18 protein-coding genes are annotated in these 23,632 nt (G+C 65.4%); 6 read left to right on the top strand and 12 right to left on the bottom strand.

Annotated elements, in window-relative coordinates:
- The first annotated feature begins 2 nt into the window (after positions 1–2).
- From CH249_RS04740 to allB, 3 genes are read left to right on the top strand one after another with little or no spacing between them, the layout of a single operon-like run.
- Positions 3–1,154 carry a glycerate kinase gene (locus tag CH249_RS04740; RefSeq protein ID WP_094646176.1) on the top strand — a complete coding sequence of 384 codons (1,152 nt, stop codon included), beginning with the start codon at positions 3–5 and terminating at the stop codon, positions 1,152–1,154.
- Positions 1,151–2,194: an allantoicase gene (gene alc, locus CH249_RS04735; protein WP_094646175.1), complete on the top strand. Its 1,044-nt coding sequence runs from the start codon at positions 1,151–1,153 to the stop codon at positions 2,192–2,194. Before CH249_RS04740 ends, alc begins: the two co-directional genes overlap by 4 nt.
- Positions 2,136–3,500, top strand: coding sequence for an allantoinase AllB (gene allB / locus CH249_RS04730; protein WP_094698893.1), 1,365 nt, complete (start codon positions 2,136–2,138; stop codon positions 3,498–3,500). Before alc ends, allB begins: the two co-directional genes overlap by 59 nt.
- Here the strand turns inward: allB and CH249_RS04725 are convergent.
- Positions 3,497–5,842, bottom strand: coding sequence for a DUF222 domain-containing protein (locus CH249_RS04725; protein WP_179273130.1), 2,346 nt, complete (start codon positions 5,840–5,842; stop codon positions 3,497–3,499). The two genes, allB and CH249_RS04725, sit on opposite strands and share 4 nt — an antisense overlap.
- Before the next feature lie 463 nt (positions 5,843–6,305).
- Entirely contained in the window at positions 6,306–6,722 is a 417-nt protein-coding gene (locus CH249_RS04720; RefSeq protein ID WP_094629118.1) for a MarR family winged helix-turn-helix transcriptional regulator, read from the bottom strand.
- Positions 6,723–6,821: 99 nt separating this feature from the next.
- On the opposite strand from CH249_RS04720, the gene CH249_RS04715 reads away from it, so the two are divergent.
- Positions 6,822–7,739, top strand: a complete 918-nt coding sequence (locus tag CH249_RS04715) for an alpha/beta hydrolase (protein ID WP_094629119.1) — start codon at positions 6,822–6,824, stop codon at positions 7,737–7,739.
- A 137-nt stretch (positions 7,740–7,876) separates the two neighbouring features.
- Here CH249_RS04715 and CH249_RS04710 read toward each other — a convergent pair whose 3' ends face one another.
- The 6 genes from CH249_RS04710 to CH249_RS04685 form a co-directional block, all read right to left on the bottom strand.
- The gene (locus CH249_RS04710) at positions 7,877–8,953 is read right to left on the bottom strand and encodes an XdhC family protein (RefSeq protein WP_218828378.1); all 1,077 of its coding nucleotides are present in this window, start codon (positions 8,951–8,953) and stop codon (positions 7,877–7,879) included.
- A gap of 1 nt (position 8,954) precedes the next feature.
- The gene (locus CH249_RS04705; RefSeq protein WP_094646172.1) at positions 8,955–10,397 is read right to left on the bottom strand and encodes an NCS2 family permease; all 1,443 of its coding nucleotides are present in this window, start codon (positions 10,395–10,397) and stop codon (positions 8,955–8,957) included.
- Positions 10,398–10,519: 122 nt separating this feature from the next.
- On the bottom strand, positions 10,520–12,844 hold the full coding sequence (locus CH249_RS04700) for a xanthine dehydrogenase family protein molybdopterin-binding subunit (RefSeq protein ID WP_256981084.1): 2,325 nt from the start codon (positions 12,842–12,844) through the stop codon (positions 10,520–10,522).
- Positions 12,841–14,193, bottom strand: coding sequence for an 8-oxoguanine deaminase (locus tag CH249_RS04695; RefSeq protein WP_176459198.1), 1,353 nt, complete (start codon positions 14,191–14,193; stop codon positions 12,841–12,843). The genes CH249_RS04700 and CH249_RS04695 overlap by 4 nt, the downstream gene beginning before the upstream one ends.
- A complete protein-coding gene (locus CH249_RS04690; RefSeq protein ID WP_032396847.1) occupies positions 14,190–14,663 on the bottom strand; it encodes a (2Fe-2S)-binding protein in 474 nt (157 codons plus the stop codon). The genes CH249_RS04695 and CH249_RS04690 overlap by 4 nt, the downstream gene beginning before the upstream one ends.
- A gap of 3 nt (positions 14,664–14,666) precedes the next feature.
- Positions 14,667–15,533, bottom strand: a complete 867-nt coding sequence (locus tag CH249_RS04685) for a xanthine dehydrogenase family protein subunit M (RefSeq protein WP_094656782.1) — start codon at positions 15,531–15,533, stop codon at positions 14,667–14,669.
- A gap of 146 nt (positions 15,534–15,679) precedes the next feature.
- On the opposite strand from CH249_RS04685, the gene CH249_RS04680 reads away from it, so the two are divergent.
- Both CH249_RS04680 and CH249_RS04675 read left to right on the top strand, forming a co-directional pair.
- A complete protein-coding gene (locus CH249_RS04680; RefSeq protein ID WP_256988106.1) occupies positions 15,680–17,185 on the top strand; it encodes a PucR family transcriptional regulator in 1,506 nt (501 codons plus the stop codon).
- Positions 17,186–17,234: 49 nt separating this feature from the next.
- Positions 17,235–17,531: a putative quinol monooxygenase gene (locus CH249_RS04675; RefSeq protein WP_032396844.1), complete on the top strand. Its 297-nt coding sequence runs from the start codon at positions 17,235–17,237 to the stop codon at positions 17,529–17,531.
- A gap of 15 nt (positions 17,532–17,546) precedes the next feature.
- On the opposite strand, the gene CH249_RS04670 is transcribed toward CH249_RS04675, so the two are convergent.
- The 4 genes from CH249_RS04670 to CH249_RS04655 all read right to left on the bottom strand — a co-directional run bounded on the left by CH249_RS04670 (position 17,547) and on the right by CH249_RS04655 (position 23,617).
- Positions 17,547–19,250, bottom strand: coding sequence for an EAL domain-containing protein (locus CH249_RS04670; protein WP_094682485.1), 1,704 nt, complete (start codon positions 19,248–19,250; stop codon positions 17,547–17,549).
- Between the two features lie 148 nt (positions 19,251–19,398).
- The gene (locus CH249_RS04665) at positions 19,399–21,768 is read right to left on the bottom strand and encodes a lysylphosphatidylglycerol synthase transmembrane domain-containing protein (RefSeq protein WP_094629122.1); all 2,370 of its coding nucleotides are present in this window, start codon (positions 21,766–21,768) and stop codon (positions 19,399–19,401) included.
- Between the two features lie 9 nt (positions 21,769–21,777).
- Complete coding sequence (locus CH249_RS04660) at positions 21,778–22,365, bottom strand: GNAT family N-acetyltransferase (protein WP_032397303.1); 588 nt, start codon at positions 22,363–22,365, stop codon at positions 21,778–21,780.
- The gene (locus CH249_RS04655; RefSeq protein ID WP_032396841.1) at positions 22,334–23,617 is read right to left on the bottom strand and encodes an MFS transporter; all 1,284 of its coding nucleotides are present in this window, start codon (positions 23,615–23,617) and stop codon (positions 22,334–22,336) included. Before CH249_RS04655 ends, CH249_RS04660 begins: the two co-directional genes overlap by 32 nt.
- Positions 23,618–23,632 lie beyond the last annotated feature (15 nt).

Below are 23,632 nucleotides of genomic sequence, written 5' to 3'. Positions count from 1 at the left end.
AGATGACGCGCATTCTGCTCGCTCCGGACAAGTTCAAGGGCTCGCTGTCGGCGGCCGAGGTCGCGCGGGCGTTGGCGTCGGGGATGCTCTCGGTCGACTCGTCCCTCGAGACGGTGTGCCTGCCCGTCGCCGATGGGGGTGACGGCACCGTCGACGCTGCCGTCACCGCCGGGTGGGATCGAGTGGCCGTCACGTGCGCGGGGCCGACGGGTGAGCCGGTGGAGACGTCGTATGCCCGTCGCGGTGACACCGCTGTTGTCGAGCTGGCGTCGGCGGTCGGGCTCGAGCTCCTGCCCGGCGGTGAGCCGGATGCGTTGGGAGCGAGCACATTCGGTGTCGGTACTGTAATCGCGCACGCGCTCGAGTCAGGTTCCGGGTCTGTTTCGGGTGCGCGGCGTATCGTCGTCGGGCTCGGGGGCAGTGCCTCCACCGACGGCGGCGCGGGCATGCTCGTCGCGCTCGGTGCGCGCATCCTCGATGCCGGCGGAGGCGAGGTGGCGCGCGGTGGTGGTCCGCTCCGCGGTGCAGTCCACCTCGATCTGAGCGGATTGATGCCGTCGGCTCGGAACGCGGTGTTCGAGCTGGCGTGTGACGTCGACAATCCGTTGCTCGGTGTCACCGGAGCCGCGGCGGTCTACGGCCCGCAGAAGGGTGCCGGACCGCAGGAGTTGCTGTATCTGGAACACGGCATGCGGCAGTGGTCGCATCTGGTGCGCAACGCAATCGGCCGTGACCTCAGCGGCCTGGCGGGCGCAGGGGCGGCCGGCGGAACCGCCTTCGGTGCCATGGCCGTACTGGGTGCCGCGGCCAAGCCGGGGATCGAGACGGTGCTCGAACTGATCGACTTCGGTAGCGCTCTGGCGTCGGCCGATCTGGTCGTCACCGGTGAGGGCTCGCTGGACGAGCAGAGCCTGCACGGCAAGGCACCGATCGGTGTCGCGAACACCGCACGTGCAGCCGGTGTCCCGGTGATCACCGTCGCCGGACGGAGCACCGTCGGTGTGGATCGATTGCGTCCCTACGGAATCACCGCCTCCTATGCACTGACCGAGCTGGAGCCGGACCCTCGGATCTCGATGCGTGACGCGGCCCGGCTGTTGCACGAGGTGGGCCGAACCTTGGCCACCACACACATTTTGGAAGGAACTTCATGACCGGAACCGATTTCACCACTCTGACCGATCTGGCATCTCGGGCGCTCGGCGGCAGCGTCTCCGCAGCGAACGACGAATTGTTCGCCCAGCGCGAGAACCTGATCAAGCCCGATGCTCCGCTGTTCGATCCAGCGGACTTCGGCCACAAGGGAAAGGTGTACGACGGGTGGGAGACTCGCCGTCGCCGTGACGAGGGCGGTCACGACTGGGCGATCGTGCGACTGGGCGCCCCGGGCATCGTGCACGGCGTCGTGGTCGACACCGCTCACTTCACCGGCAACTACCCGCCGTTCGTGTCCGTCGAGGCTGCGTCGATCGAGGGCTATCCGTCCATCGAGGATGTGCAGAATGCGGAGTGGCACGCCATCGTCGACAAGTCCCCGGCGGCCGGTGACACCGCGAACAGGTACGAGGTGGCCGATCGGCACCGGTGGACGCATGTGCGTCTGTCGATCTACCCCGACGGCGGCGTCGCCCGGTTCCGTGTGCACGGCCAGGTGGTGCAGGATCCGCGGTTCCTCGCAGGCACCGTCGACCTGCTGGCCGCGGAGAACGGCGCTCGGCTCACCGAGTGCTCCGACGCCTTCTACTCCTCGCCGGCCAACATCATCCTGCCCGGGCGTGCTCGCAACATGGGCGAAGGCTGGGAGAACTCTCGACGACGCAACGGCGGCAACGATTTCGCAGTGTTCGCTCTCGCATCGCCCGGTGCCCCGCGCCACGTGGAGGTCGATACCAGCTACTACGTCGGGAACGCACCGGGGTGGATTCGACTCAGCGCCATCGATTCTCGTCGCCGACACATCACGGACCCGACGGCATGGACCGAGATTCTGCCCCGCACCGCCGTCCAGCCGGACACCCGCCATCGCTTCCTGTTGAACGAGGCCGACGCGTACACACACCTGCGACTGGACGTGTACCCCGACGGCGGACTGTCCCGATTGCGGTTGTTCGGTGAGCTCGACGCCGAAGCTCTCGATGCGGCCGACATCGCGTGGAAGTCCTCGGAGCTCCAGAGTGTCTCCAGTGCAGTCTGATCTGCTTGTTCGCGCGTCGCGGGCGGTGATCGGCGGACGGGAGGTTGCGGCCTCGATCTCCGTTCGTGACGGCCGAATCGTGGCCATCGACTCCGTGGATGCCCGCGCGTCCGCGGAGGTGGCGGTCGAGCTGGGGCCGGACGAGGTGCTGCTGCCGGGTTTGGTGGACACCCATGTGCACGTCAACGAGCCGGGGCGCACCGACTGGGAAGGGTTCGCCAGCGCGACCCGAGCCGCGGCCGCGGGAGGCATCACGACCATCGTCGATATGCCGCTCAACAGCATCCCGCCGACGGTGGACGTCGCGGCCTTGGAGATCAAGCGGCGGGTGGCGGCGGATCAGTCGGTCGTCAACGTCGGCTTCTGGGGTGGTGCCGTTCCGGGAAATGTCGAGCAGCTGCGGCCGCTGCACGAGGCGGGGGTGTTCGGCTTCAAGTGCTTTCTGCTCGCGTCGGGCGTGGACGAATTTCCGCCGCTGACGATTCCGGAGCTCGAGAAAGCTCTGATCGAGATCGCGTCGTTCGACGGGTTGATGATCGTGCACGCCGAGAACGCCGAGGTGATCGCCGAGGCACCGTCGGCGACGGGTCGTGAGTACTCGGGATTCTTGGAATCGCGTCCACGTGCCGCCGAGAACCGGGCCATCGAGCAGGTGATCGAGTTGTCGCGGAGGACGGGGTGCCGGGTGCATATTCTGCATCTGTCGAGTGCCGATGCGTTGCCGATGATTGCGGCGGCGAAGCGCGACGGGGTGCGGGTGACCGTCGAGACCTGCCCGCATTACCTGTGTTTCGATGCGGAAGCAGTGCCGGCGGGCGCCACCCAGTTCAAGTGTTGCCCGCCGATCCGCGAGGCCGGCAATCGAAAGTTGTTGTGGCAGGGTTTGTCCGACGGCACGATCGATACCATCGTCACCGACCACTCCCCCTGCACGCCGGATCTGAAGAGGTTCGACACCGGAGACTTCGGTGATGCGTGGGGCGGGATCGCGTCGTTGCAGGTCTCGCTCGCTGCGGTGTGGACGGAGGCGCGTGCCCGTGGGTTCGCACTGACCGACATCGTGCGGTGGATGGCCACGAATACTGCCGATCAGGTCGGTATGGCCGATCGCGGACGCATCGATATCGGTTGCGCTGCAGATCTTGTGGTGTTCGCACCCGACGAACGGTTCACCGTCGACGTCGCGCAGCTGTACCACCGTAATCCGGTGACGGCGTACGACCGACTCGGGCTGTCGGGTGTGGTGCGGCGGTCCTGGATCGCGGGATCGGAATCCTCGACCGGGCGTTTGTTGGCGCGCGCCTAGAACGGCGGTGCTGCCGTGTCGTCTGTCTCCTGCTCCTGGTTGTCGGGTGGGTTGGGGTAGGCGATGATGCCGGATCGTTTCGGTTGGGTGGGGATGTGTGGTCTGAGGTCGTTTCCGAGGATGGGGACGGCGGTGCCGTTGGCGGGAAGGGTGATTCGGGTGGTCTTCGATGTCGATGTCCACAGGATGGCTCCGCCGGGGAGCATGGTGGCTTTCCAGTAGCCGGCGGTTTTGACGGTGTGGTGGTATTCGCAGAGGCATTGCAGATTGTTGACGGTGGTCCAGCCGCCGCCGAGAGGGTTGGTGTGGTCGAACGGGTTCACGTGGTCGAGTTGGCAGCGGGCGGCGGGGCGGTGGCAGCCGGGGAAGCGGCAGTGTTTGTCGCGGAATCGGACCGCTGCGCTGGTGAGAGTGTCGGGTCGGTAGATCAGGGCGCGGTCGGTGAGTGGGTCGCGGGGTACCGACTTTCCGAGGGTGGGGTCGGCGGCGATGGCGGCTTCGAGTGCGGCGGCAAGGGAGGCGTTGCCGAGATAGAGGTCGCCGGGTGTGCGGCTTACCGGTGTGTGGATCGTGCGGTTGTTGCGCCGGGTCGCAGAGGGCAGGTCGAGGGCAGAGCTGTGCCGTGTGCCCCGGCCGACAGGGGTGTGGGTACAGAACAGCGCTGCGGCTGAGGTCAACGATTGCAGGCGGCGCGGAGGTCGATCCTCGGTATCGGTACCCGCACCTGGGCGAGTACTCGGTGCCGGACTACCGATCGGTGTGGGATCGGATCCACTGATAGTTTCCTCGTCACTGCCGGTTTCGTGGTTCCTGGTGGTATCGGATGGTGCAGTGGGAGATTGGTTTTCGCTCGTATCTGGCGCCGGATCAGCGGTCGGCCTCTGTTGGACAGGTGTCGACGAAGTCGGTGCGGGTGCTGGTGACGCCACTGGCTCTGGGCCGGTCGCCTTACACGGCTCCGGTGGCGGCTTGGTTATAGCCGCCGAAGCGGTTGTTGCTGCGTGCTTGTGGGCTGGGCCTGAGCCTGGGGTGGTAGCTGCTGCCGGGTCGGTCGCGGGCTCGGTGATAGGCACCGGATTGTCGACCTGATCGACCCTATCTCCTGCCGGCGAGCTGTGTTCGGGTGCAGGAGAACTGGGCCCGGTTGGTTCCGACGCCGAAGCTGTCTCCGCACTCGAATCAGCCGTCGATGCATTCTGTGCACCTGCACCTGCACCTGCACCTGCACCTGCGTTCGCGTCCGTGGGTGTCTCGGCAGTCGTGTCGGTGCCCGCAGAGGCATCCGCATCCGAATCCGGTACCGCCCCCGCCGCCGTGCCCGGAACGGCGCCCGCTGGCGCTGACTTGTCGGTGTCCGTGTCCGATGTCGCAGCCGACCCTGGGTCCGACTCCTGCTCTTGCTCTTTCGGTGTTCGTTCCCATTCCCCTGTCTCCGGGTTCTGGACGGCGAGGCCGAGGGATTCGGCGAGGGTGATCGCTTCGGTCAGCAGGACCTGCCACTGACTGTTGCGTGCGAGTTCCCGGGCGAGGTCGGGGTCGATGGAACCATGACCGGCCAGATACGCAGGGTTCGAGAGCAGGCCGATCAGGGTGGCGATGTCGACGGTGATCATCGTGAGCGGCACCCGCCGATCCGGCAGCACCGCATCCTTCTTCGGGCAGTTCTCCCTTTGGCACAAGCATTCCAGGCGGGGTTCGCCGTGCATGCGGGCCATGAAGGCATCGCACAGGCGTTCCTTCTTCCCACGCGGGTCTTTCGGGCAGAGGGTGTCGGCCATCTCCTCGAGCAGCTGCCATGCGGCGGCGGCTTCGGGTGCGGTCAACTCCGCCCGAATGCGGGCCAGTTCCCCGGCCGGGGTGTAGGTGACGGTGCGGAACTTCTTCGCGAACTCCCGCAACGCTGCTGCCTCCTCGGGTGCGACCCGCAGCAGGATGTCCCAGATCTCCTTCTCGAGCGGGCCCGGTGACAACCGGTGGGCCGCCTCGACGATCTCGTCCTCGACCTTCTTCACGATGTCGTCGCTCAGGTTGTCGAGGATCCGGCATACCGTCCGAACCCGCGCAAGGTCGACCTCACCGGTCTCGAACGCCGCGCGCAACAGTGGCAATCGGGTGTGCAAAGCGACGGCGATCGAGACGTACGATTCGGCGACCGTCGCCGAACATCCCAACGCGACCGCCATTTCGGTGCGCCCGTATCGGCTGTACTGCTTGTGCTCGGTGTCGAGGGTGATCCAGCTCCGATGAACCTCGTAACAGGCGGTGATCTTGCGGGCGGCCTGCCGATTCTCCGCACGCGCGGCCGCGGTCAACGCCTCCAGCGACACGGTCGGTACTGCCATCCCCATTCACCCCCCGGTGAGCAACAATTCAGAACGCATGTTCGAACTGAACAAAGAGTATCGCGACCCTCCGACAAGAAACGAAAGCCCGCGGTTCAAGGCCGCTGAATGCATTGTTTCGTGCAGGGTCCGGCGAAGTGATCCGTGCCGGAGGCGATCAGGTTACGACCGGGCGTCGTCTTCCTGGATCTCTGAACCGTATTGGTCACGAGAGTGGGTCAATCGATCGGCGTCACGCCAAGGATCACGATGTCGTACACAGCCGAGGCAACCGAGGGGCTCACCAGAAAGCTTGTATGAGCGCCGCTGAGTCCAAAAAACCCTGCGTTACAAGCACTTCCGAGACCAGTGATCGGCTCCGGCGGCTGAAACGGCACGCAGCGCTGGTCTCGCAAGCCGAGCGAACTCGCGAGGCAACCCGGCCCGACTGCGTCGGACAGTTCTCCTGACGAGACTGGCTCGACTAGTCGTTCGTAACGATCGACAGCAGGATCCTCCGAAAGTCGGCTCTGTCTTGTTCATCCAACTTGTCCATCATCGCGCCGAACTCTTTCGCCAGAGCAGCAAGCGCACGCTCCAAGACCAGCCGGCCTTCCGTCGTTGTCGATAGTCGATGACGACGTAGATCGGTTTCATCGATCTCTCGGGTAACCAAGCCTTTGGCGACAAGTGCACGAAGATAGACCGTGACACTGGCTTTGGGCAGCATCAATTGTGCGGCCAGCTCGGCGGGGTGTTTGCAGTTGTCCACCTCGTCGAGAACGAAGAACTCCTTGGTCTCGATCCCGAGATCGTCGAACTGCGGCGCTGCCGCGTTCATCACTCGCGTCAAGAGCCGGTGGTTCAATTTCCACAACTGTGCCGAATCGGTCGACTGCATGCGCCCTCCTCAACTGGTACAGTTTCGTACTAGTTTCATATCGAACAATCATGCTTTGCATGCATTGCGAAGCTGAACAAGAATACGAGAGACGCTTTCATGATCGAGCATCTATCCATCCCTCGAGGCACCCTCACCCTGGCAGCCGATCTCCACCTACCCAGCAATTTCGATCAGACGCAGCCGCATCCACTCATCGTGCTGTCCACGCCGGGCAGCAGCGTCAAGGAGCAGATCGGTGCCAACTATGCAGCAGCGCTCGCCCGCCGGGGAATCGCAGCCATCACGTTCGACCCCGCCTACCAAGGCGAGAGCAGCGGCGAACCACGCGATCTCGAAGATCCCTACCGTCGGGGCGAGGACATCTCGTACGTGATCGACGAAGTAACGAAACTCGACATGATCGATGCCGAACGCATCGGAACCCTCGGGATCTGCGCTGGAGGCGGATACGCAGTCCACACGGCCCGCACCGACCACCGCATCAAAGCCGTCGGCACCGTCGTCGCGAGCAACATCGGAGCGGCCTGGCGCGCGGGCTCAGCCCTCAACGGCCCAGCCGTAGCCCTCGACGAACTCGCCGCGGCCCGATCAGCGCACGTGGCCGCAGGTACGGTCGAGCGCGTGAACTGGCTGCCCGACACTCCCGAAGATGCAGTTGCACTTGGTATCACGGACATCGACAGCACTCAGGCGATCGCCTTTTACCGGACCCCGCGCGGCAGCCACGAACGTTCTACCAACCGCCGACTGTCACGAAGCGATTCACTTCTGATGGGCTACGACGCATTTCACCTCGTCGATCCGCTGCTCACCCAACCCCTCCAAGTGATCATCGCCGGTCGGAAGGGCAACACCGGCCAGTACGAAGCAGGAATGGCATTGTGGGACATGGCCCCGAACCCCGTCGACCTGCTCATCGTCGACGGTGCCGGCCACTACGAAATGTACGACGAGCCGAGGTATGTGGATCAGGCAGTCGACAGGCTCTCGAACTTTTACAACCAGAACCTCTGATCGCCGAGCGGAGCCCGATAATCGAGGAGTCGGCTTACGGATGCCCCGAATCAGGAATGGGCCGAGCGGCCTTGGCGAGACGGTCGATGAACCGCGGCAGCGATACCGCATGTGGCTCCGAGCCCTGGCGCATCGAACTATGCGTACTTGGCGTCCGCCCCGTCGTGGTGAATCGGACCGGCCGTACGTGTCAGTGGCAGCGCACTACCCCCGCGTCGCACGGCGACGAATTCCGCCGCGATGGCCAGCGCAGTCTCCTCGGGCGTTCGGGCTCCCAGGTCCAGACCGATCGGAGACTTCAAGCGTGCGAGCTCCTGCTCGGTCAATCCGACGTCACGCAACCGGGCCGCGCGATCGTCGTGAGTCCGGCGCGATCCCATAGCCCCCACGAACGCCACGGGCAGTCGCAACGCTACTTCGAGCAGCGGCACATCGAACTTGGCGTCGTGGGTGAGCACGCAGATCACCGTTCGGGCATCGACTGCCGTCCGCGCCAGATAGCTGTGCGGCCATTCGGTCACCACCTCGTCGGCGTCGGGAAACCGTGCAGCAGTCGCAAATACGGGCCGCGCGTCGCACACCGTGACGTGGTAGCCGAGGAACTTGCCCACGCGGGCGAGCGCTCCGGCGTAGTCGATGGCTCCGAAGATCAGTAGCCGCGGGGCGGTTGCGTACGACTGCACGAACACATCGAGGTCCGGCCTGCACCGCACCGACCGGATACCGATACCGCCGGAGTCCAACATCGCCAGCGCCTCACCGACGACCACCGCGTCGACGTCGGCGAAACCGGTGCTGCCGATCGTTGCCGTCGAAGACACCGCGAGCGACTCCCCGGACTCGGAGAGCACCGTCACCGTGGCCACTGCAGTATCCGATGCGATGGCCGCGAGTACGGACCGCGGCGGCCCGAGGCGGACGAAGACCTCGATCACACCCCCGCATGTCAGGCCGACCGCAAAGGCGTCGATATCGCTGTAGCCGAACGACTCTCGCTTGCACTCGCCGGTCTCGAGAACCTGCTGGCACAATTCGTACACGGCTCCTTCGACGCAGCCGCCGGAGACGCTGCCGACGGCCTCACCGTCGGCGCAGACCGCCATCGCGGCACCCGGAAGTCGTGGAGCACTTCCGGACACCGCGATGACTGTCGCCACCGCGTAGGGAACACCCGCGTGGTCCCAGGCGGTCAGACGATCGACGATCTCTTTCACGTTACGAGATTCCCAACGCTTCTTCGATCGGGTGCAGGGCGAAGTAGATCAGGAAGATGCCCGACATCAGATACAGCAGCCAATGCGTCTGACGCGCTTTGCCTTTGGCGAGGCGGACGAGGGTGTACGCGATGACACCCGCCGCGACTCCGACGGTGATCGAGTACGTGAAGGGCATCAGCACGATGGTCAGGAAGGCCGGGATCGCGATTTCGGTGTTCTCCCAGTCGATCTTGCGTACGTGCGTCATCATCAGCGCACCGACCAGAACCAGGGCCGGGGCCGCGGCACCGACCGGAACCACGCCGGCCAGCGGAGTGAAGAAGATCAGGCTCGTCAACAATCCGCCGGTGACGACGCTGGCGAGACCCGTTCGCGCACCCTCGGTGACCCCCGCCGCGGACTCCACAACGGCCGTGTTCGCAGATCCGTTGATCGCACCACCGACGATGGCACCGATGCCGTCGACGGTGAGGATGCGGCTCAGGCCGGGCATCCTGCCCTGCTTGTCGACCAGTCCGGCCTCTTCACCGACTCCGAGGATGGTACCCATCGCGTCGAAGAAGCCCGAGAGAACGAGAGTGAACAGAACGACCGACGCGGTGACGATTCCGGCCCGAGCGAACCCGCCGAACAGGTCGACGTTGAACAGCAGGTCGAATTGTGGTGTGGCGACGATGGAATCGGGCACCTTCGGAACAACCGGTCCCCAGGCCTCCGGTGCGATGTCGAACACCGAGTTCAGGACGATCGCCAGATTGGTGGCCACGAAGATTCCGATGAGCATCGCACCCGGCACCTTCCGCACGAACAGCATGATCATCAAGATCAGGCCGACACAGAAGACGAACACGGGCCAGCCGGCGAGCTTGCCGAACGTGCCGAGGGTGACCGCGGTGGCTGCTGACTCGTGGTGCCCGACGAACCCGGCGTCGACGAGTCCGATGAGCGCGATGAACGCGCCGATTCCGACACCGATCGCCTGTTTGAGGACCAGAGGTATGGCATCCATGATGAGTTGACGCACGCCGGTGAGAGCGAAGACCACGATGACGACGCCCTCGAGAACCACCAGTCCCATCGCCTGCGGCCAGGTCATGTACGGGGCTGCCTGGAACACCACGATGGGCGTCACCCCGAGGCCGGCCGCCATGGCGAGGGGCGCGTTTCCGACGACCCCCATCAGGATGGTCGTCAGACCGGCCGACAATGCCACCATGGTCGACAGCTGAGCCGGATCGAGCGTGGCACCGGTGACATCGCGGGCATCACCGATGATCAGCGGAATGAGGACGATCAGGTAGGCCATGGCCACGAATGTGGTGACGCCACCGCGAATTTCGCGTGAGAGCGTCGAACCGCGACCGGTGATGTCGAAGAACTTGTCGATCTGGGATCGACCTCGCCCACTTTGGCGAGTGCTGGATGTGCGTACGTCGGTCATGATCGGCCCTCCCAGGGCGTGATCAACCTCGTCGAGCGTGGGGCCGGGCCGACGTGCCGGGGGATTTGGCGTCGGTGCGGTTGTGCCGGATAAGGTTTCGTCGAATGGTGATGGAACTCGGATCAGCTGTTGATGATGTGTTCGGGTCGAACGGGCACGCGAGTCAACGCGAGCCCGGTGGCATTGCGGATGGCTGCGACCACTGCGGGCGTCGACGAGAGGGTGGGTGGCTCACCCGCACCACGAAGACCGTACGGTGCCAGGGGATCCGGGTTCTCGAGGATGTCCAGCTTCATGGGCGGCATGTCCAGAATGGTCGGAATCAGGTAGTCGGTGAACGACGGGTTCTTCACCAGACCGTCCACGACGACTATTTCCTCCATCACCGCCAGACCGAGGCCCTGCGCTGTGCCGCCGTGGATCTGGCCCTCGAGCGAGAGGCGGTTGAGAATCTTGCCGACGTCCTGTACGGCCGCCATCTCGACGACCTTGACCAGGCCGAGTTCGACGTCGACGTCCACCACGGCGCGATGGACACACAGTGCGAGCTGGGTATGGCTCGCGCCCTGTCCGGTGACCGGATCCATTCCGCTGGTGGGGCGATGGTGGAATTCGCGGGTCTGCTCGATGACTCGGTCGCCGAGTACATCCTCGATCGTCGCCAGCACACCGTCGGTGGCCGAGACGATCTTGCCGCCGTCGAGGCTCAGGTCTGCCACCGCGCGACCCAGGTACAGGCCGGCCAGGACGAACACCGCCTCGCGCACGGCCTCGCAGGCGGTCTTGACTGCCCCGCCGGTCATGTACGACTGCCGTGACGCAGAGGACGATCCGGCGTTGCCGACCTTGGTGTCGGCGGGGTGAATGACGACCTTGGTGACGCCGAGCTCGGTGCGTGCGATCTGCGCCTCCAACGTCACCAGTCCCTGCCCGACCTCGGCGGCGGCGGTGTGAACCAATGCTGTTGCCTCGCCACCGATCACCTCCAGTCGAACGCGCGCGGTGGAGTAGTCGTCGTAGTTCTCGGAGAAGCAGATGTTCTTGATGCCGACGCCGTAACCGATCCCGCGTACGACGCCTTCGCCGTGGGTGGTCTGCGATGCCCCACCCGGCAGATTACGGATGTCCGACGCGTCCACGGGAGCAGGCAGTTCCATCGCCTCGGCTCGGGCGAGCATCTCGGCGAGCGGGGCGGGCGCTTCGATGACCTGGCCGGTCGCCAGGATCGATCCCTGGCTGACGGCGTTGATCTGCCGGATCGCCACCGGACCGATGCCGCAGGCCTCGCCGAGCTTGTCCATCATCGACTCGTACGCGAAACATGCTTGTACTGCGCCGAATCCACGCATAGCGCCGCACGGCGGGTTGTTGGTGTACACCCCGTACGCGTCGATCTCGATGTTGGGGATGACGTATGGTCCGACGCCCAGTGAGGCGGCGTTGCCCACGACGTTGAGGGTGGCGGAGGTGTACGCGCCGCCGTCGAGGATGATCTCGACATCGGCGAACACGAGCTTGCCGTCGCGAGTCGCACCGTACTCGTAGTGCATCTGCGCGGGGTGGCGGTGCACGTGTCCGAAGAACGATTCGTAGCGGTTGTAGACGATCTTGACCGGCTTGCCCGTGTGCATGGCGAGCATCGCCGCGTGGATCTGCATCGAGAGGTCCTCGCGGCCACCGAATGCTCCTCCGACGCCGGCGAGCGTCATCCGGATCTTCTCCTCGGGCAGTCCGAGGCAGGGCCCGATCTGCGCGAGGTCGTTGTGCATCCACTGGGTCGCCACGTACAGGTCGACGCCGCCGTCCTCGGCCGGAACAGCCAGTCCCGATTCGGGTCCCAGGAATGCCTGGTCCTGAATCCCGACGGCGAAGTCGCTGCTGACGATCACGTCCGCGGTCGCCCGCGCGGCTGCGACGTTGCCGACGCGAACCGGCTGATGGCGGGCCACTCCGCCGCGTTCCTGCACCTTCGGGTAGTTCGGGTCGAGGGCTGCGCGCCGGGCATCGGTCAGGGGTTCGAGCACGTCGTAGACCACGACGATCTTTTCCATTGCACGCCGGGCAGTTTCGGGATGATCGGCGGCGATGAGTGCGATCGGTTCGCCTTCGTGCCGCACCTCGTCGAAGGCCAGCACCGGCTGGTCCCACGTGTGGTCGAGTCCGAAGCATTTGCGTCCCGGCACGTCGTCGTGGGTGAGCACGGCCTCGACGCCGGGAGTCGCCAGAGCCTGGGAGATGTCGACCGAGACGATCTTCGCCCGGGGATGAGGGCTGCGAAGCGTTGCGCCCCAGAGCATGCCGTCGATGAACAGGTCCGACGAATATGCGAACTCGCCCTTGACCTTCAGGGTGCCGTCGGGTCGCAGTGGGCTGTCTCCGACGCGACCGCGTCCCGGTGCGGGGATGTCGGCGGGAGCTTGCCGGGGTGTGGTGGTCGGGGCGCTCACAGCACGTCCTCCGCGAGTTTCATCAGGCGACGGTGCGCATCGGCTCCGGCGCGGCCTATTTCGTCCTGCGGTGCGCTGGTCAGGACATCGTTCTCGACGATCGTGCGACCGCCCACCATCAACCGCGCGAGCGGTGGTGTCTGTCCGTAGGCGAACGCGACGACGGGGTCGTCCACGGCCGAGTAGAAACCGTCCGTGCGCCAGATCGCGATGTCGGCCAGCTTGCCGACCTCGAGCGAACCGATCTCGCTCTGCCGTCCCAGTACCGTTGCTCCGCCCAGTGTTCCGATCTCGAGTGCCTGACGCGCCGTCAGTGCGGTCGGCCCGTACTTGGCTCGTTGCATGTACATCGCCTGACGGACTTCGCCGGCCAACGGCACCATTTCGGCCGATGCGGAGCCGTCGACGCCGAGGCCGACGGGCGCGCCTGCGGCGAGCAGGTCGGAAATACGAGCGATGCCCGCGCCGAGTCGTGCGTTCGAGCTCGGGCAATGAGCGGTACCGGTACCGGTGGCCGCCATCTTCGCGATATCGGAATCGTGCAGGTGTACCGCGTGGGCGAACCACACGTCGTCACCCAGCCAGCCGACCTGCTCCATGTACTCGACCGGGGTGCAGTTCATCTGAGCGAGGCAGTGCTCTTCCTCGTCGAGGGTCTCGGCCAGATGCGTATGCAGGCGAACACCTTTCGCGCGGGCGAGGCCCGCGGACTCCACGAGCAGTTCTTTGCTGATGGAGAACGGCGAGCACGGTGCGACCGCGATGCGGAGCATCGAACCGAAGGACGCGTCGTGGTAGGTGTCGATGGCCTCGGCCGTCGCGGCGAGGATGTCGTCGAGCGATTCGACCACCTCGTCCGGCGGCAACCCGCCGTCGGACACGCCTCGGTCCATCGAGCCGCGGCACGGCTGGAATCGGACGCCGATGCGTCGTGCGGCATCGATCTCGGCGGCGAACAGATCGCCTCGGCCCTTGGGGAAGATGTAGTGGTGATCGGTGCTGGTGGTGCAGCCCGACTTGGCGAGCCATCCGAGACCGGCGGCTGCGGCTCCCCCGACCACCTCGGCGTCCATCTTCGACCACGGCTTGTACAGGGCGACAAGCCATTCGAAGAGCGTGTTGTCCTTGGCCAGGCCCTGGGACGCCCACTGGTACAGGTGGTGGTGGGTGTTGACCAGGCCGGGGGTGACGAGGCAACCCGTCGCGTCGATCGTCTCGGCCCCGGCGATCACCGGTGCGGGGCCCGAGCCGATGGCGCTGATCGTGGTGCCCTCGACAACGAGATATCCGGAGGGGATTTCGTCCCCGACGATGGGTGCGATGTACGCACCCGAGATCACCGTGGTCATTCGGCTTCGGCCTTTCGTGTAGCAGCGAGCCGAACTGCATCCAGGATCTTCTCGTATCCGGTACAGCGGCAGAGGTTTCCAGCGAGAGATTCGCGAATTTCGACGTCCGACGGGTTGGGAACGCGCTCGATCAGGTCGTGCGCCTGGACCACCAGTCCCGGGGTGCAGAATCCGCACTGAACGGCTCCGCACTCGACGAACGCCTCTTGCATCGGGTCGAGCTTGTCGCCCTCGGCGAGACCCTCGACGGTACGGATCTCGCGGCCCTCGACCTGACCGGCCGCCACCAGGCAGGCGCAGGCCGGAATGCCGTCGAGATAGACGGTGCACGAACCGCATTCGCCCTGTTCGCACGCGTTCTTGGACCCGGGTAGTCCCATGCGCTCGCGGAGCAGGTACAGCAGACTTTCGCCCTCCCAGACGTCGTCGGCTTCCATGTCTTTACCGTTGATGGTGCAATTGACTCGCATGTTTCAGGCCACCTTCCGTGCGGCTGTGAGGTCCCGCCATGCCCAACCCAGTGTTCGCCGGGCCATCACGGACAGGGCGTGCTTGCGGTAGTCGGCAGTGCCACGTACGTCGTCGATGGGACTTGCTGCCGCACTGACCAATCGGCCGAACTCCTCCGACACCCGAGGATCGAGAGCACCGTCCCACTCGAGTTCGGCCGCGAGGTAGTTCTCGGCATCGTAAGCCCGGCGCGGCGTCGGCGCAGCGGAGCCGAGACCGGTACCGACGCGACCCTCCTGTGGAAACAGTGCGATCGAGAACGAGCAGACGGCGATGACCATGGCATTGCGGGTGCCGATCTTCGAGAAGTACTGCGGCCCTGCTGCCGGTGCCACGTGGAAGGCGCGAATGAGTTCGTCGGGCAGGCAGGAATTACGTTTGACGCCGAGGTAGAACTCGGTCGCGGGAATCATCCGTACGCCGCGCTCGGCCGATTCGACCTCCACGGTCGCGCCCGCCGCAAGCAGCGGCGCATGCAGATCGCCTGCAGGTGACGCGCCACCGAGGTTGCCGCCGACGGTGCCGCGATTGCGGATCTGCGGCGAGCCGACCGTACGGGACGCCTGGGCGATGCCGGGAAGCCTGTCACCGAGCTCGGCGATGATCCGTACGTACGGAACACCTGCTCCCACCCGCAGGGTGCCGTCGGGAAGCTGTTCCCACTCGGTGAGCTCGGTGATCGGGTTCAGGTCCAGCAATCCCCCCGGACGATGCAGATCGAAGTTCATCTCGACCATGACGTCGGTGCCGCCCTGGATGGGCACCAGGTCGACGTCGTCGGCCTTCGCGGCCAACGCGTCGCCCCAGGTCTGTGGTCGCAGGAAATCCATGTTCGGTGCTCCGCTCGCTGTCCATATTTCGTGTTCACCCAGTACAGCCGCCGGGCGCGATACGAGCGAGAGACAGGAACGACGAAGTATGACGCCGATCACAGTGTAGGTTTTGGAGGATCCTACGAAGAGGAGGTCGATTCACCGTGCGGCTGCGTGATCTGGCTGATCTTCCCGATCTGGAACTGCAGCCGATCGTCACCCCCGAGCACTTCGATCCGACGATCAGATGGGTCGTGACCACCGACATGCTCGATCCGAGCCGCTATCTCAGCGGCGGCGAGCTGGTGCTGACCGGTCTGATGTGGCGGACGGGCCCCGAGGACTCGATGACGTTCGTGCGGGCGGTGTCCAAGGCCGGCATCGCAGCGCTCGCGGCATCCGACGACGGCGTGGTACCCGACGATCTGGTGGACGCGTGCCTCGAACACGGGCTACCGCTCTTTCGTGTTCCGGCCGACATCGCTTTCGCCACGGTCACCGAGAGTGTCGTCCGACAACTGTCGACGGCGAGAGCATCGGACCTGAGTCTCGTGCTCGACCGGCATCGATGCCTCGTGGCGAGCGCAGGCCCGGGCGGCGGACTGGGTCCGCTGCTGGAGATGGTCAGTTCCGATCTGGGCATGAACTGCTGGGTGGTCACTGCGTCGGGACGGGTACTCGCCGGATCCGACAACCCGCCGGACACCGAGGCCGTGGCGCAGGAATTCATGACGTCGGTGCGGCTGCCGCGGTACTGCCGAGAGCAGCGTGTGTCGGTGTTCGCTGTCGATGGAGAGTCCGCACCGCGGGTCGTGGATTGGTTCGTGGCATTCGAAAGCGATTGGCAGACATGGGATGCACCGAGGCTGTCTCTGGCCGGGCAGCTGGCGTCGATCGTGGCCGTGGAGCGAGGTCGCGTCGACGACCGTCTCTCGGGGTCGGGAATTCTGGCCCAGGAGTTCGTGCGCGCGATCGTCGGGGGCGCGACGCCCGCCGACGTCCTCGCCCAGATGGACGTCATCGGACTCGACACCGAAACACGCTACGCTGCAGTGGCTGTGGCCACATCCGGCGAGCCGTTGCGGCTCGGTGAGCTACGTCCGTTGCTGCGAGAAGTGCTGGCACCGTGGGAGATCACGGTCGGGATCGTCGACGGCGAGGCCATCGCGTTGGTGGAGGCGCGAAGCGACCGAACCGATTCCGTTCGGCGAGCCGTCCACACGCTGGCGCCGGGACTGATCGGTAGCGGCACCTCGATCGGTGTCAGCGCACCGACCGCGCCCGCCGACATCCGAAGTGCGATAGAGGAAGCGCGCTACGCCCGCCGGCTCGCCGAGCGCCGTGGCTCGGACTGCAGCGTCGTGGGGCACGACGAATTGGCAACGCTGACAATACTTCTCGCCAACGTTCCGGGCGACGTGCGACGCATGTTCACCTCGCGGCTGCTGACTCCCCTGGTGGACTACGACGACTTACACAACAGCGATCTCGTCGAGACACTGTCGGTGTACCTCGACACCAACGGTGCCTGGACGCGTTGTGCCGAACAGCTGCACATGCACGTCAATTCCGTCCGATATCGCATCCAGCGCATCGAGGAACTCACCGGTCGTGATCTGTCGCGGCTGGAGGACAGAATCGAGTTCTACTTGGCACTTCGGCTCAGATGACCAGTGTGGGCGGGAGTGGAGCCTGCGGAACGACCCATAGACTGGGGTCATGGCTCTCATTGCATTGTTGGATTTGACGTTCAAGCCCGAGTCCGTCGCCGAGGCCCGTTCGTTGTTGCGGACGGTACTCGCCGATACTCGCGCATTCGAGGGCTGCCTCGGAGTCGAGGTGTGGGTCGACGAGGAGAACGAGGCGCACGTGATTGCCTACGAGACGTGGGAGTCGGTCGAGGCCGATGCGAAGTACCGCGAGTTCCGCGCGGGTCCGGGCAAGATCGTCGAATTGCCGCCGCTGCTCGCCGCAGCGCCGTCGTTGACCAAGTTCACCGTCGATTCGTCGATCTGATCCCGGAAGGTTCGGTCACGTCGCCACTCGTCGGTGGGAGTGCGCGGACGCCGGTTCCGGTCGGCCGGTGAGGAAGCCCTGGACCATCTCGGCCCCGAGTTCGTTCGCCACCTGCAGTTCCCCTTCGGTCTCGACGCCTTCCAGGATGACGGCGGCGTCGATCTTCCGGGCCAAGTCGATGATCGCGGCCGCGGCCGCTCGCCGCAGGGGATCACGGTCGATTCCGTGGACCAGCGCGTAATCCACTTTGAGGATGTCCGGGCGCAGTTCGATCACGTGACGTAGACCGGCGAATCCGGCACCGACGTCGTCGATGGAAATCTGCACTCCCGCAGCGCGGAGGGTGTCGATGGCTCGGGTGACCGCGAGGTAGTCGTCGACACGCTCGTGCTCGGTGATCTCGAGATAGAACGTCCGCGTCGCCAGGTGCGGACGTAGTCGATCGAGCAGGTTCGTCGTCCGGATGGTGTCGGCCGATGCGTTGAGCGAGACGAACGATCCCGGCGGCAGCTCGTGCATCGCGTCGAGCGCCCTGTCGAGTGCGGCTCGTTCGAGGCGGGGGCCGATGCCGGCCTCGGTGGCGTCGCGGTACCACGACAGCGGAGATCCGGCACCGAAGGGAAAGCGCGAGAGCGCCTCGAAGCCGACCACGGATCCGGTGACGGTCTCGCAGATGGGCTGAAAGAAGATATCGGGGCCGCCGGATGCGATGAGTTCGTCGATCCGGATCCGCGTCTGCTCGTGCGAGTTCGTTTCGGGAAGACGATCGGACGACACCGCGTTCCCGGAGGTTCGCGACTTGAATCGGTACATCTCTATGTCGGCCAGTGCGATCAATCGTCTGACAAGGACGTGAATGCTGGTCTCCGAATCGAGTGCTTCGACCGCGGATCCGAGGCTGGTGGTGAACCGAGGTCCGTCGAACGTCTCCTCCAGGGCGGCTCGAATCCTGTTGTCCGACTGGATGATCTCCTCGCGAGTTCCGGCTCGGACAACCACGAACTCGTCGCCGCCCAGTCGTGCGACCGCCGACCGATCGCCCACGGCCTCGGACAGGCGTCGGGCGACCTCGATCAGGACGGCGTCGCCCGAGGGGTGCCCGAATCTGTCGTTGATCTGCTTGAAACGGTCGATGTCGAGGACCGTCACCCCCACGGCGTCGCCTGCCTCGGAAGGCGAGACGCCGAGGGTGTCCACGGTGTCCAGCAGACCGCGGCGATTCCACAGGCCGGTCAACGGGTCGCGCAGCGCCCGTGCGGCCTTGAGTCGGAGCTGCCCGATGTAGGCCTTGATCATGAAGGGGGCGGCGTACAGGGAACCGATGGTGACGATGCGGGACGCAGCAGACCACGGATCGGCACCATCGACGACGGCCAGGACACCGAGCGTCAGCAGAGTGACGGTCGCGACGGCGAGGTGCAGCATCATCATCCGGTAGGAACTTCCGACGACGATGAAGGCGGCGACGATCGCGAACATCGCGCAACCCGGCATCGCGTCGAAGTGGGTCCGAAAGGCGAACAGAACCGAGACGATGCCGACATCGGCGTACAGGATGTAGGCCATGGCCAGGCGTGGGGATGTCCAGGGACGGAGGTACCAGGCGATGGCCACGGGCACCGTGGTGGCCGACGCGAGGAGAACCGCGATCGAGGCCGAACCGGAGAACTGCCCCGCCGGGATCATCAGCACCCCGGCCAGTCCGAACGTCAGCGTCATTCCGCTGATGAAAAGACGAACCCAACGCTCCTCGGCGGTGGGGATGAACTCTCCCAGATCGGAAATCGCAACGCCCTCCGTCGAATAAGGCCCCCCACCTGCATGAACGCTAGCACTCGGGGTGTTCACGCACCCCGAATCGGACCAATCAGACCATGTCTCGCTTGGTGAGCCACCGCAAGGTCGGCCACCCGAGAAACACCGGCAACCAGCAGGTCAGGACGCGATAGAGCAGGACCGACGGGACGGCGATGGAGGCGGGAACGCCGAAGGCCGCGAGACCGCCAATGAGCGCTGCCTCCACGGCACCCACACCGCCCGGCGTCGGCGCCGCGGAAGCCAGAGTCCCGCCGATCATGGTGACGACCGTGACCGTGACGAACGTGGTGCCGCCGCCGAAGGCCTCGATGCTCGCCCACAAGGCGAGCGCGGCACCCAACGTCGTCGCCGCGCAGCCGAGGATGATGATCGAGAAGCGTTTGGGGTCGCGGGCGAGTTCGCCCAGTTCACCGAGGACCTCTTTGATCTGCGGTCGGACGGCCACTTTGAGCCAGCGGCGCAGCTTGGGTACGAACATGAACGTACCGACGACACCGAAGGCCGCACCCGCGAGGAGATACAACACGGTGTTGCCCGGCACCATGTTCGACAGCCCGGACGACGTGCCTGCGACGACGCTGAAGAAGATCAACAGGCTCACGTGCGTGATCACCTGGACGGACTGCTGCAACGCCACGGCAGCCGTCGCGCGGACCGTTCCCAGACCGCCCTTCTGCAGGAACCGAACACTCAGGGCCAGTCCGCCGACACCCGCGGGAGTCGTGGTTGCCGCGAACGTGTTGGCGACCTGCATCACCGTCAGATTCCAGAAGCTGACTTTGCCCAGTGCACACGCCCACAACGCGGCTCCGGCACCGACGTACGTCAGAGCCGACACCGACAGACCGAGCAGAGCCCACCACCAGTTGGCCGAACCGAGTTCGGTGACGAACGCGGGAACCGCACTGATGAACGGATATGCGACGTAGACCAATCCGATCAACAACACGAGCGAGATGATCTGGTTGCGGCTGAATCGGGTGACCTGTTCGGCCTCGATCTTGGCGGTGCCGGTCTGCTCCAGAACCTCGAGCCGAACCGCCTTCATCGTCTTGTCGGCGTCGAGCACCGATTGGCGAATACGAGGCGGGATGGCGGACTTGGTCAATCGACCCGAGGCCGCGATCACGGTGTCGAAGCCGAGTACGTCGACGGCGGTGGCGACGGCGCGCTGAGAGCCGAACAGGTCTGCCGTGGTGAGCAACAACTGCGCGACGTCGGATTGCATCTGGGAATCCGACGCACCCAGTTCGGCGTGGCCGAAACCGCAGAAGAGGGCCTTGCCGTCGTGGATCCTCAGCTCGCCACGGTGCAGGTCGCCGTGGGAGATCTGATTCTCGTGCAGGGTGTTCAGGGCCGACCACAGAGCGCCGAGGGTGGCGTCGTCGTGCTCGGCCTCGACCGGATCACCGATGGGCAGACTGTGCGCGTACAGGGTCCATCCTCTGTCGAGCGCTGCCACCGCCAACGGGTGACTGCCTGCCGCTCCCAACCCCTTGATGGCCAGACCCATCAGGGCGCGATGCTCGACTGCCCGACGCATCGACGCGTGCAACGGCGCAGTCTCGCTGCCGCGCAGCGTGATCCACCGCCAGGACTGGCGCAGGGCACCGCCGCTGCGCTGATTCTGCCCGTACAACTCGACCACCACATCGGCGTCGGGAGTGTGCGCGTTCAACACCAACGGGCCGGGGCCGGCCGGACGGACGACGGTGAAGCTGCGAACGGTGACACCGCGGCTGTGGAACAGACGAACCGCCGCGTCGAGCGGAACCTCCAGAGCCGGTGTGCCGACGAGCAACACGATGACGGCTCCGACGAGCCAGCCGACCGCGAGTCCGAGCATCGAGCGAGCCGGAACCACGGTGGAGACGACCAGGTGGATCGGTACGAACGCGAGCAACAGCGTCCACCATGCCCGACGCCACTTCGCGGGGAGACCGGGGCCGGAGACCGTCAGCGCCGCAGCCAACATCGCGATCCAGCGCGAATCGTCGAGGAACTGCGCGAGGAACGTGTCGAGCCGCTCGGGAACGTCGAGGTCCCAGGTGGGAGTGGAGATCCCGGTTCCGGTGATCGACAGCGCCAGCGCGGCCAGCAGCGCCGCGGCCGCGTACCCGGCGAGCAGTTTCCATTTGCGGCCCGCGATCAGTCCGATCAGGACGCCGAACGGAAGCGCGAGAATGGCGACTCCGTAGACGATGTAGACCGCATTGGATTGGTCGGGGCTGAGCACACCGACGATGTTCGATACCGATTGCTCGAGCGCATCCCACTGATTTCTGGTGATCAGCGAACCGGCAATCACCACGCCCAGCAGAGCCGAGGCCGACACGACCCGAATGATGTCGCTGGTTCTTCGCACCAGCGGCTGAAGCAGGCTTCCCGCTACGGGAATGTCCCGCCCATCCACACGCATGGGGTCAACCTACCGTGCGGTACGCCTGCGGAGTTCGTTGCGGACGGTTGGCCATTCGGATTCGATGATCGAGAACACGACGGTGTCACGCAACGAACCGTCGGACATGCGTTGATGATTGCGCAGAATCCCGTCCTGCTTGGCACCCAGTTTCGCGATCGCCGTCCGCGATTGCAGGTTCATCCAGTGGGTACGAAATTCGACGGCGATGCATCCCAGTTCCTCGAACGCATGCGTCAACAGCAGCAGTTTGCTCGCGGGATTGGTGCCGGTTCCGTGCGCGGAGCGGGCATTCCAGGTGTATCCGATTTCGACGCGACGGTTGGTGGCGTCGGCGTTGCAGAATGTCGTCGCTCCGATGATCTGCCCGGTGTCGTTGCGGCGCAGTGTGAACGGAAGCATCGTGCCCGCATCGAGCAGCCCGAGTCGACGGTCGATCTCGGCCGCCATCTCCTCGGGCTTCGGGACGCTGGTGTACCAGAGGTTCCACAGCTCGCCGTCGCGCGCGGCGTCGCACAGACCTTCGAGGTGATCGTGGCTCAGCGGCTCGAGGGTCACGAGATCGTCAGTGAGGGTCACCGGCTGCAGAAAGGACATTCGCCGACGATACGTCGGATCTGCCCGTCCGGGAAAGCGCGATGATCAGTGCTGCTGTGACGGCAACGGCCACCACGACGAGGGCGATCACTTCGGTGAAGGCATGGGCGTAGGCGTCGGCGAACCCTTGCCGCCCGGCCGCCGCTGCCTCGGCGTCGGCTTCGTCGGGCACCCGGTCCCGGACGAAGATCGCCAGCAGCCAGGCGTAGCCGGCGACCATCACGGCCTCGCCACCGATGCGGAAGAGATTGAGTACTCCTGCTGCGGTGCCGCTGCTGTGCGGCGGAACTGCCGCGAGCGCTTCGCCGTCGACCAGACCGATCGGCAGCCCGAAACCGAGCCCCAACACGATCATCGGGACCACCACGGCGGCCAGCGACAGGCCGGGTTGCAGGGCCAGCATGCCGAGATTTCCGAGAACCAGGAAGCCGAGACTCGTCAGGATCACACGGTCGGGGGTGACGGCCTCGAAGACGACGATGGACCTGGCGACCGCCAGCGGAGCGATCAGCACCGGAATCGTCATCGCCAGCATGAACAGTCCGGCTCGTCCGGGAGTCAGGGACGCGACGGCACCGAGCGCGGTGGGCAAGTAGGTGAGCAGGGTGACGAATCCGATGGCTCCGGCGACCGGGACCAGGCACAGCGCGAGGAAGCGGCGGTTTCGCAGCAGGCCGAAATCCGGCAGTTTCGACGGTGTGGATGTGCTTCGCACGGCAGGAAGAGCCAGCGTCCCGACGGCCGCGACGAGCAGAACGAGGGCCTGAGCTGCGAACACTCCCCGCCAATCGAGCACGGCGATCAGCAGTCCGGAAATGGTCGGCCCGAGTGCCAACCCCAGTCCGTTCACGGTGCCGAACAGGGCGAACGCGGTTGCTCGTTCGGTCCCCTGGAAATGGAGCGAGAGAATCGACGTCGAGCCCACCAGGACAGCCGCGGCACCCGTGCCGGCGAGGACCCTCGCGGCGTCGAGCAGAAGCAGCGAGGACGCCAGAGCGCTGACCAGGCTGGCGACGGCGGTCAGCACGACGCCGATGCGAAACGACGTGCGGTGTCCGATGCGATCCGAGACCGCACCCCAGACGACGGTGAACAGCGCGAACGCGACGTTGAAGCCGTTGACGACCCACTGGAGCTGCGTCGGGTCGGAGCCGAGATCGGCAGCGATCACCGGGATCGCGATGGCTGTGCCCGAGATGGACATCGGTACGACGAACTGTGCCGCGAGTACGACCGGCAGAACCGCTCTCATGGATCCCCCTGCGCT

The organism is Rhodococcus sp. 05-2255-3B1 (assembly GCF_002258545.1).
Taxonomy (GTDB): Bacteria; Actinomycetota; Actinomycetes; order Mycobacteriales; family Mycobacteriaceae; genus Rhodococcoides.
This window is presented reverse-complemented; position numbering and strand designations above follow the sequence as displayed.

Coding starts and splice junctions, on each gene's coding strand:
- CH249_RS04740 (WP_094646176.1), top strand. CDS start 3: ATGACGCGCATTCTGCTCGCTCCGGACAAGTTCAAGGGCTCGCTGTCG.
- alc (WP_094646175.1), top strand. CDS start 1,151: ATGACCGGAACCGATTTCACCACTCTGACCGATCTGGCATCTCGGGCG.
- allB (WP_094698893.1), top strand. CDS start 2,136: ATGCGGCCGACATCGCGTGGAAGTCCTCGGAGCTCCAGAGTGTCTCCA.
- CH249_RS04725 (WP_179273130.1), bottom strand. CDS start 5,842: ATGGCAGTACCGACCGTGTCGCTGGAGGCGTTGACCGCGGCCGCGCGT.
- CH249_RS04720 (WP_094629118.1), bottom strand. CDS start 6,722: ATGCAGTCGACCGATTCGGCACAGTTGTGGAAATTGAACCACCGGCTC.
- CH249_RS04715 (WP_094629119.1), top strand. CDS start 6,822: ATGATCGAGCATCTATCCATCCCTCGAGGCACCCTCACCCTGGCAGCC.
- CH249_RS04705 (WP_094646172.1), bottom strand. CDS start 10,397: ATGACCGACGTACGCACATCCAGCACTCGCCAAAGTGGGCGAGGTCGA.
- CH249_RS04695 (WP_176459198.1), bottom strand. CDS start 14,193: ATGACCACGGTGATCTCGGGTGCGTACATCGCACCCATCGTCGGGGAC.
- CH249_RS04690 (WP_032396847.1), bottom strand. CDS start 14,663: ATGCGAGTCAATTGCACCATCAACGGTAAAGACATGGAAGCCGACGAC.
- CH249_RS04685 (WP_094656782.1), bottom strand. CDS start 15,533: ATGGATTTCCTGCGACCACAGACCTGGGGCGACGCGTTGGCCGCGAAG.
- CH249_RS04675 (WP_032396844.1), top strand. CDS start 17,235: ATGGCTCTCATTGCATTGTTGGATTTGACGTTCAAGCCCGAGTCCGTC.
- CH249_RS04670 (WP_094682485.1), bottom strand. CDS start 19,250: ATGACGCTGACGTTCGGACTGGCCGGGGTGCTGATGATCCCGGCGGGG.
- CH249_RS04665 (WP_094629122.1), bottom strand. CDS start 21,768: ATGCGTGTGGATGGGCGGGACATTCCCGTAGCGGGAAGCCTGCTTCAG.
- CH249_RS04660 (WP_032397303.1), bottom strand. CDS start 22,365: ATGTCCTTTCTGCAGCCGGTGACCCTCACTGACGATCTCGTGACCCTC.
- CH249_RS04655 (WP_032396841.1), bottom strand. CDS start 23,617: ATGAGAGCGGTTCTGCCGGTCGTACTCGCGGCACAGTTCGTCGTACCG.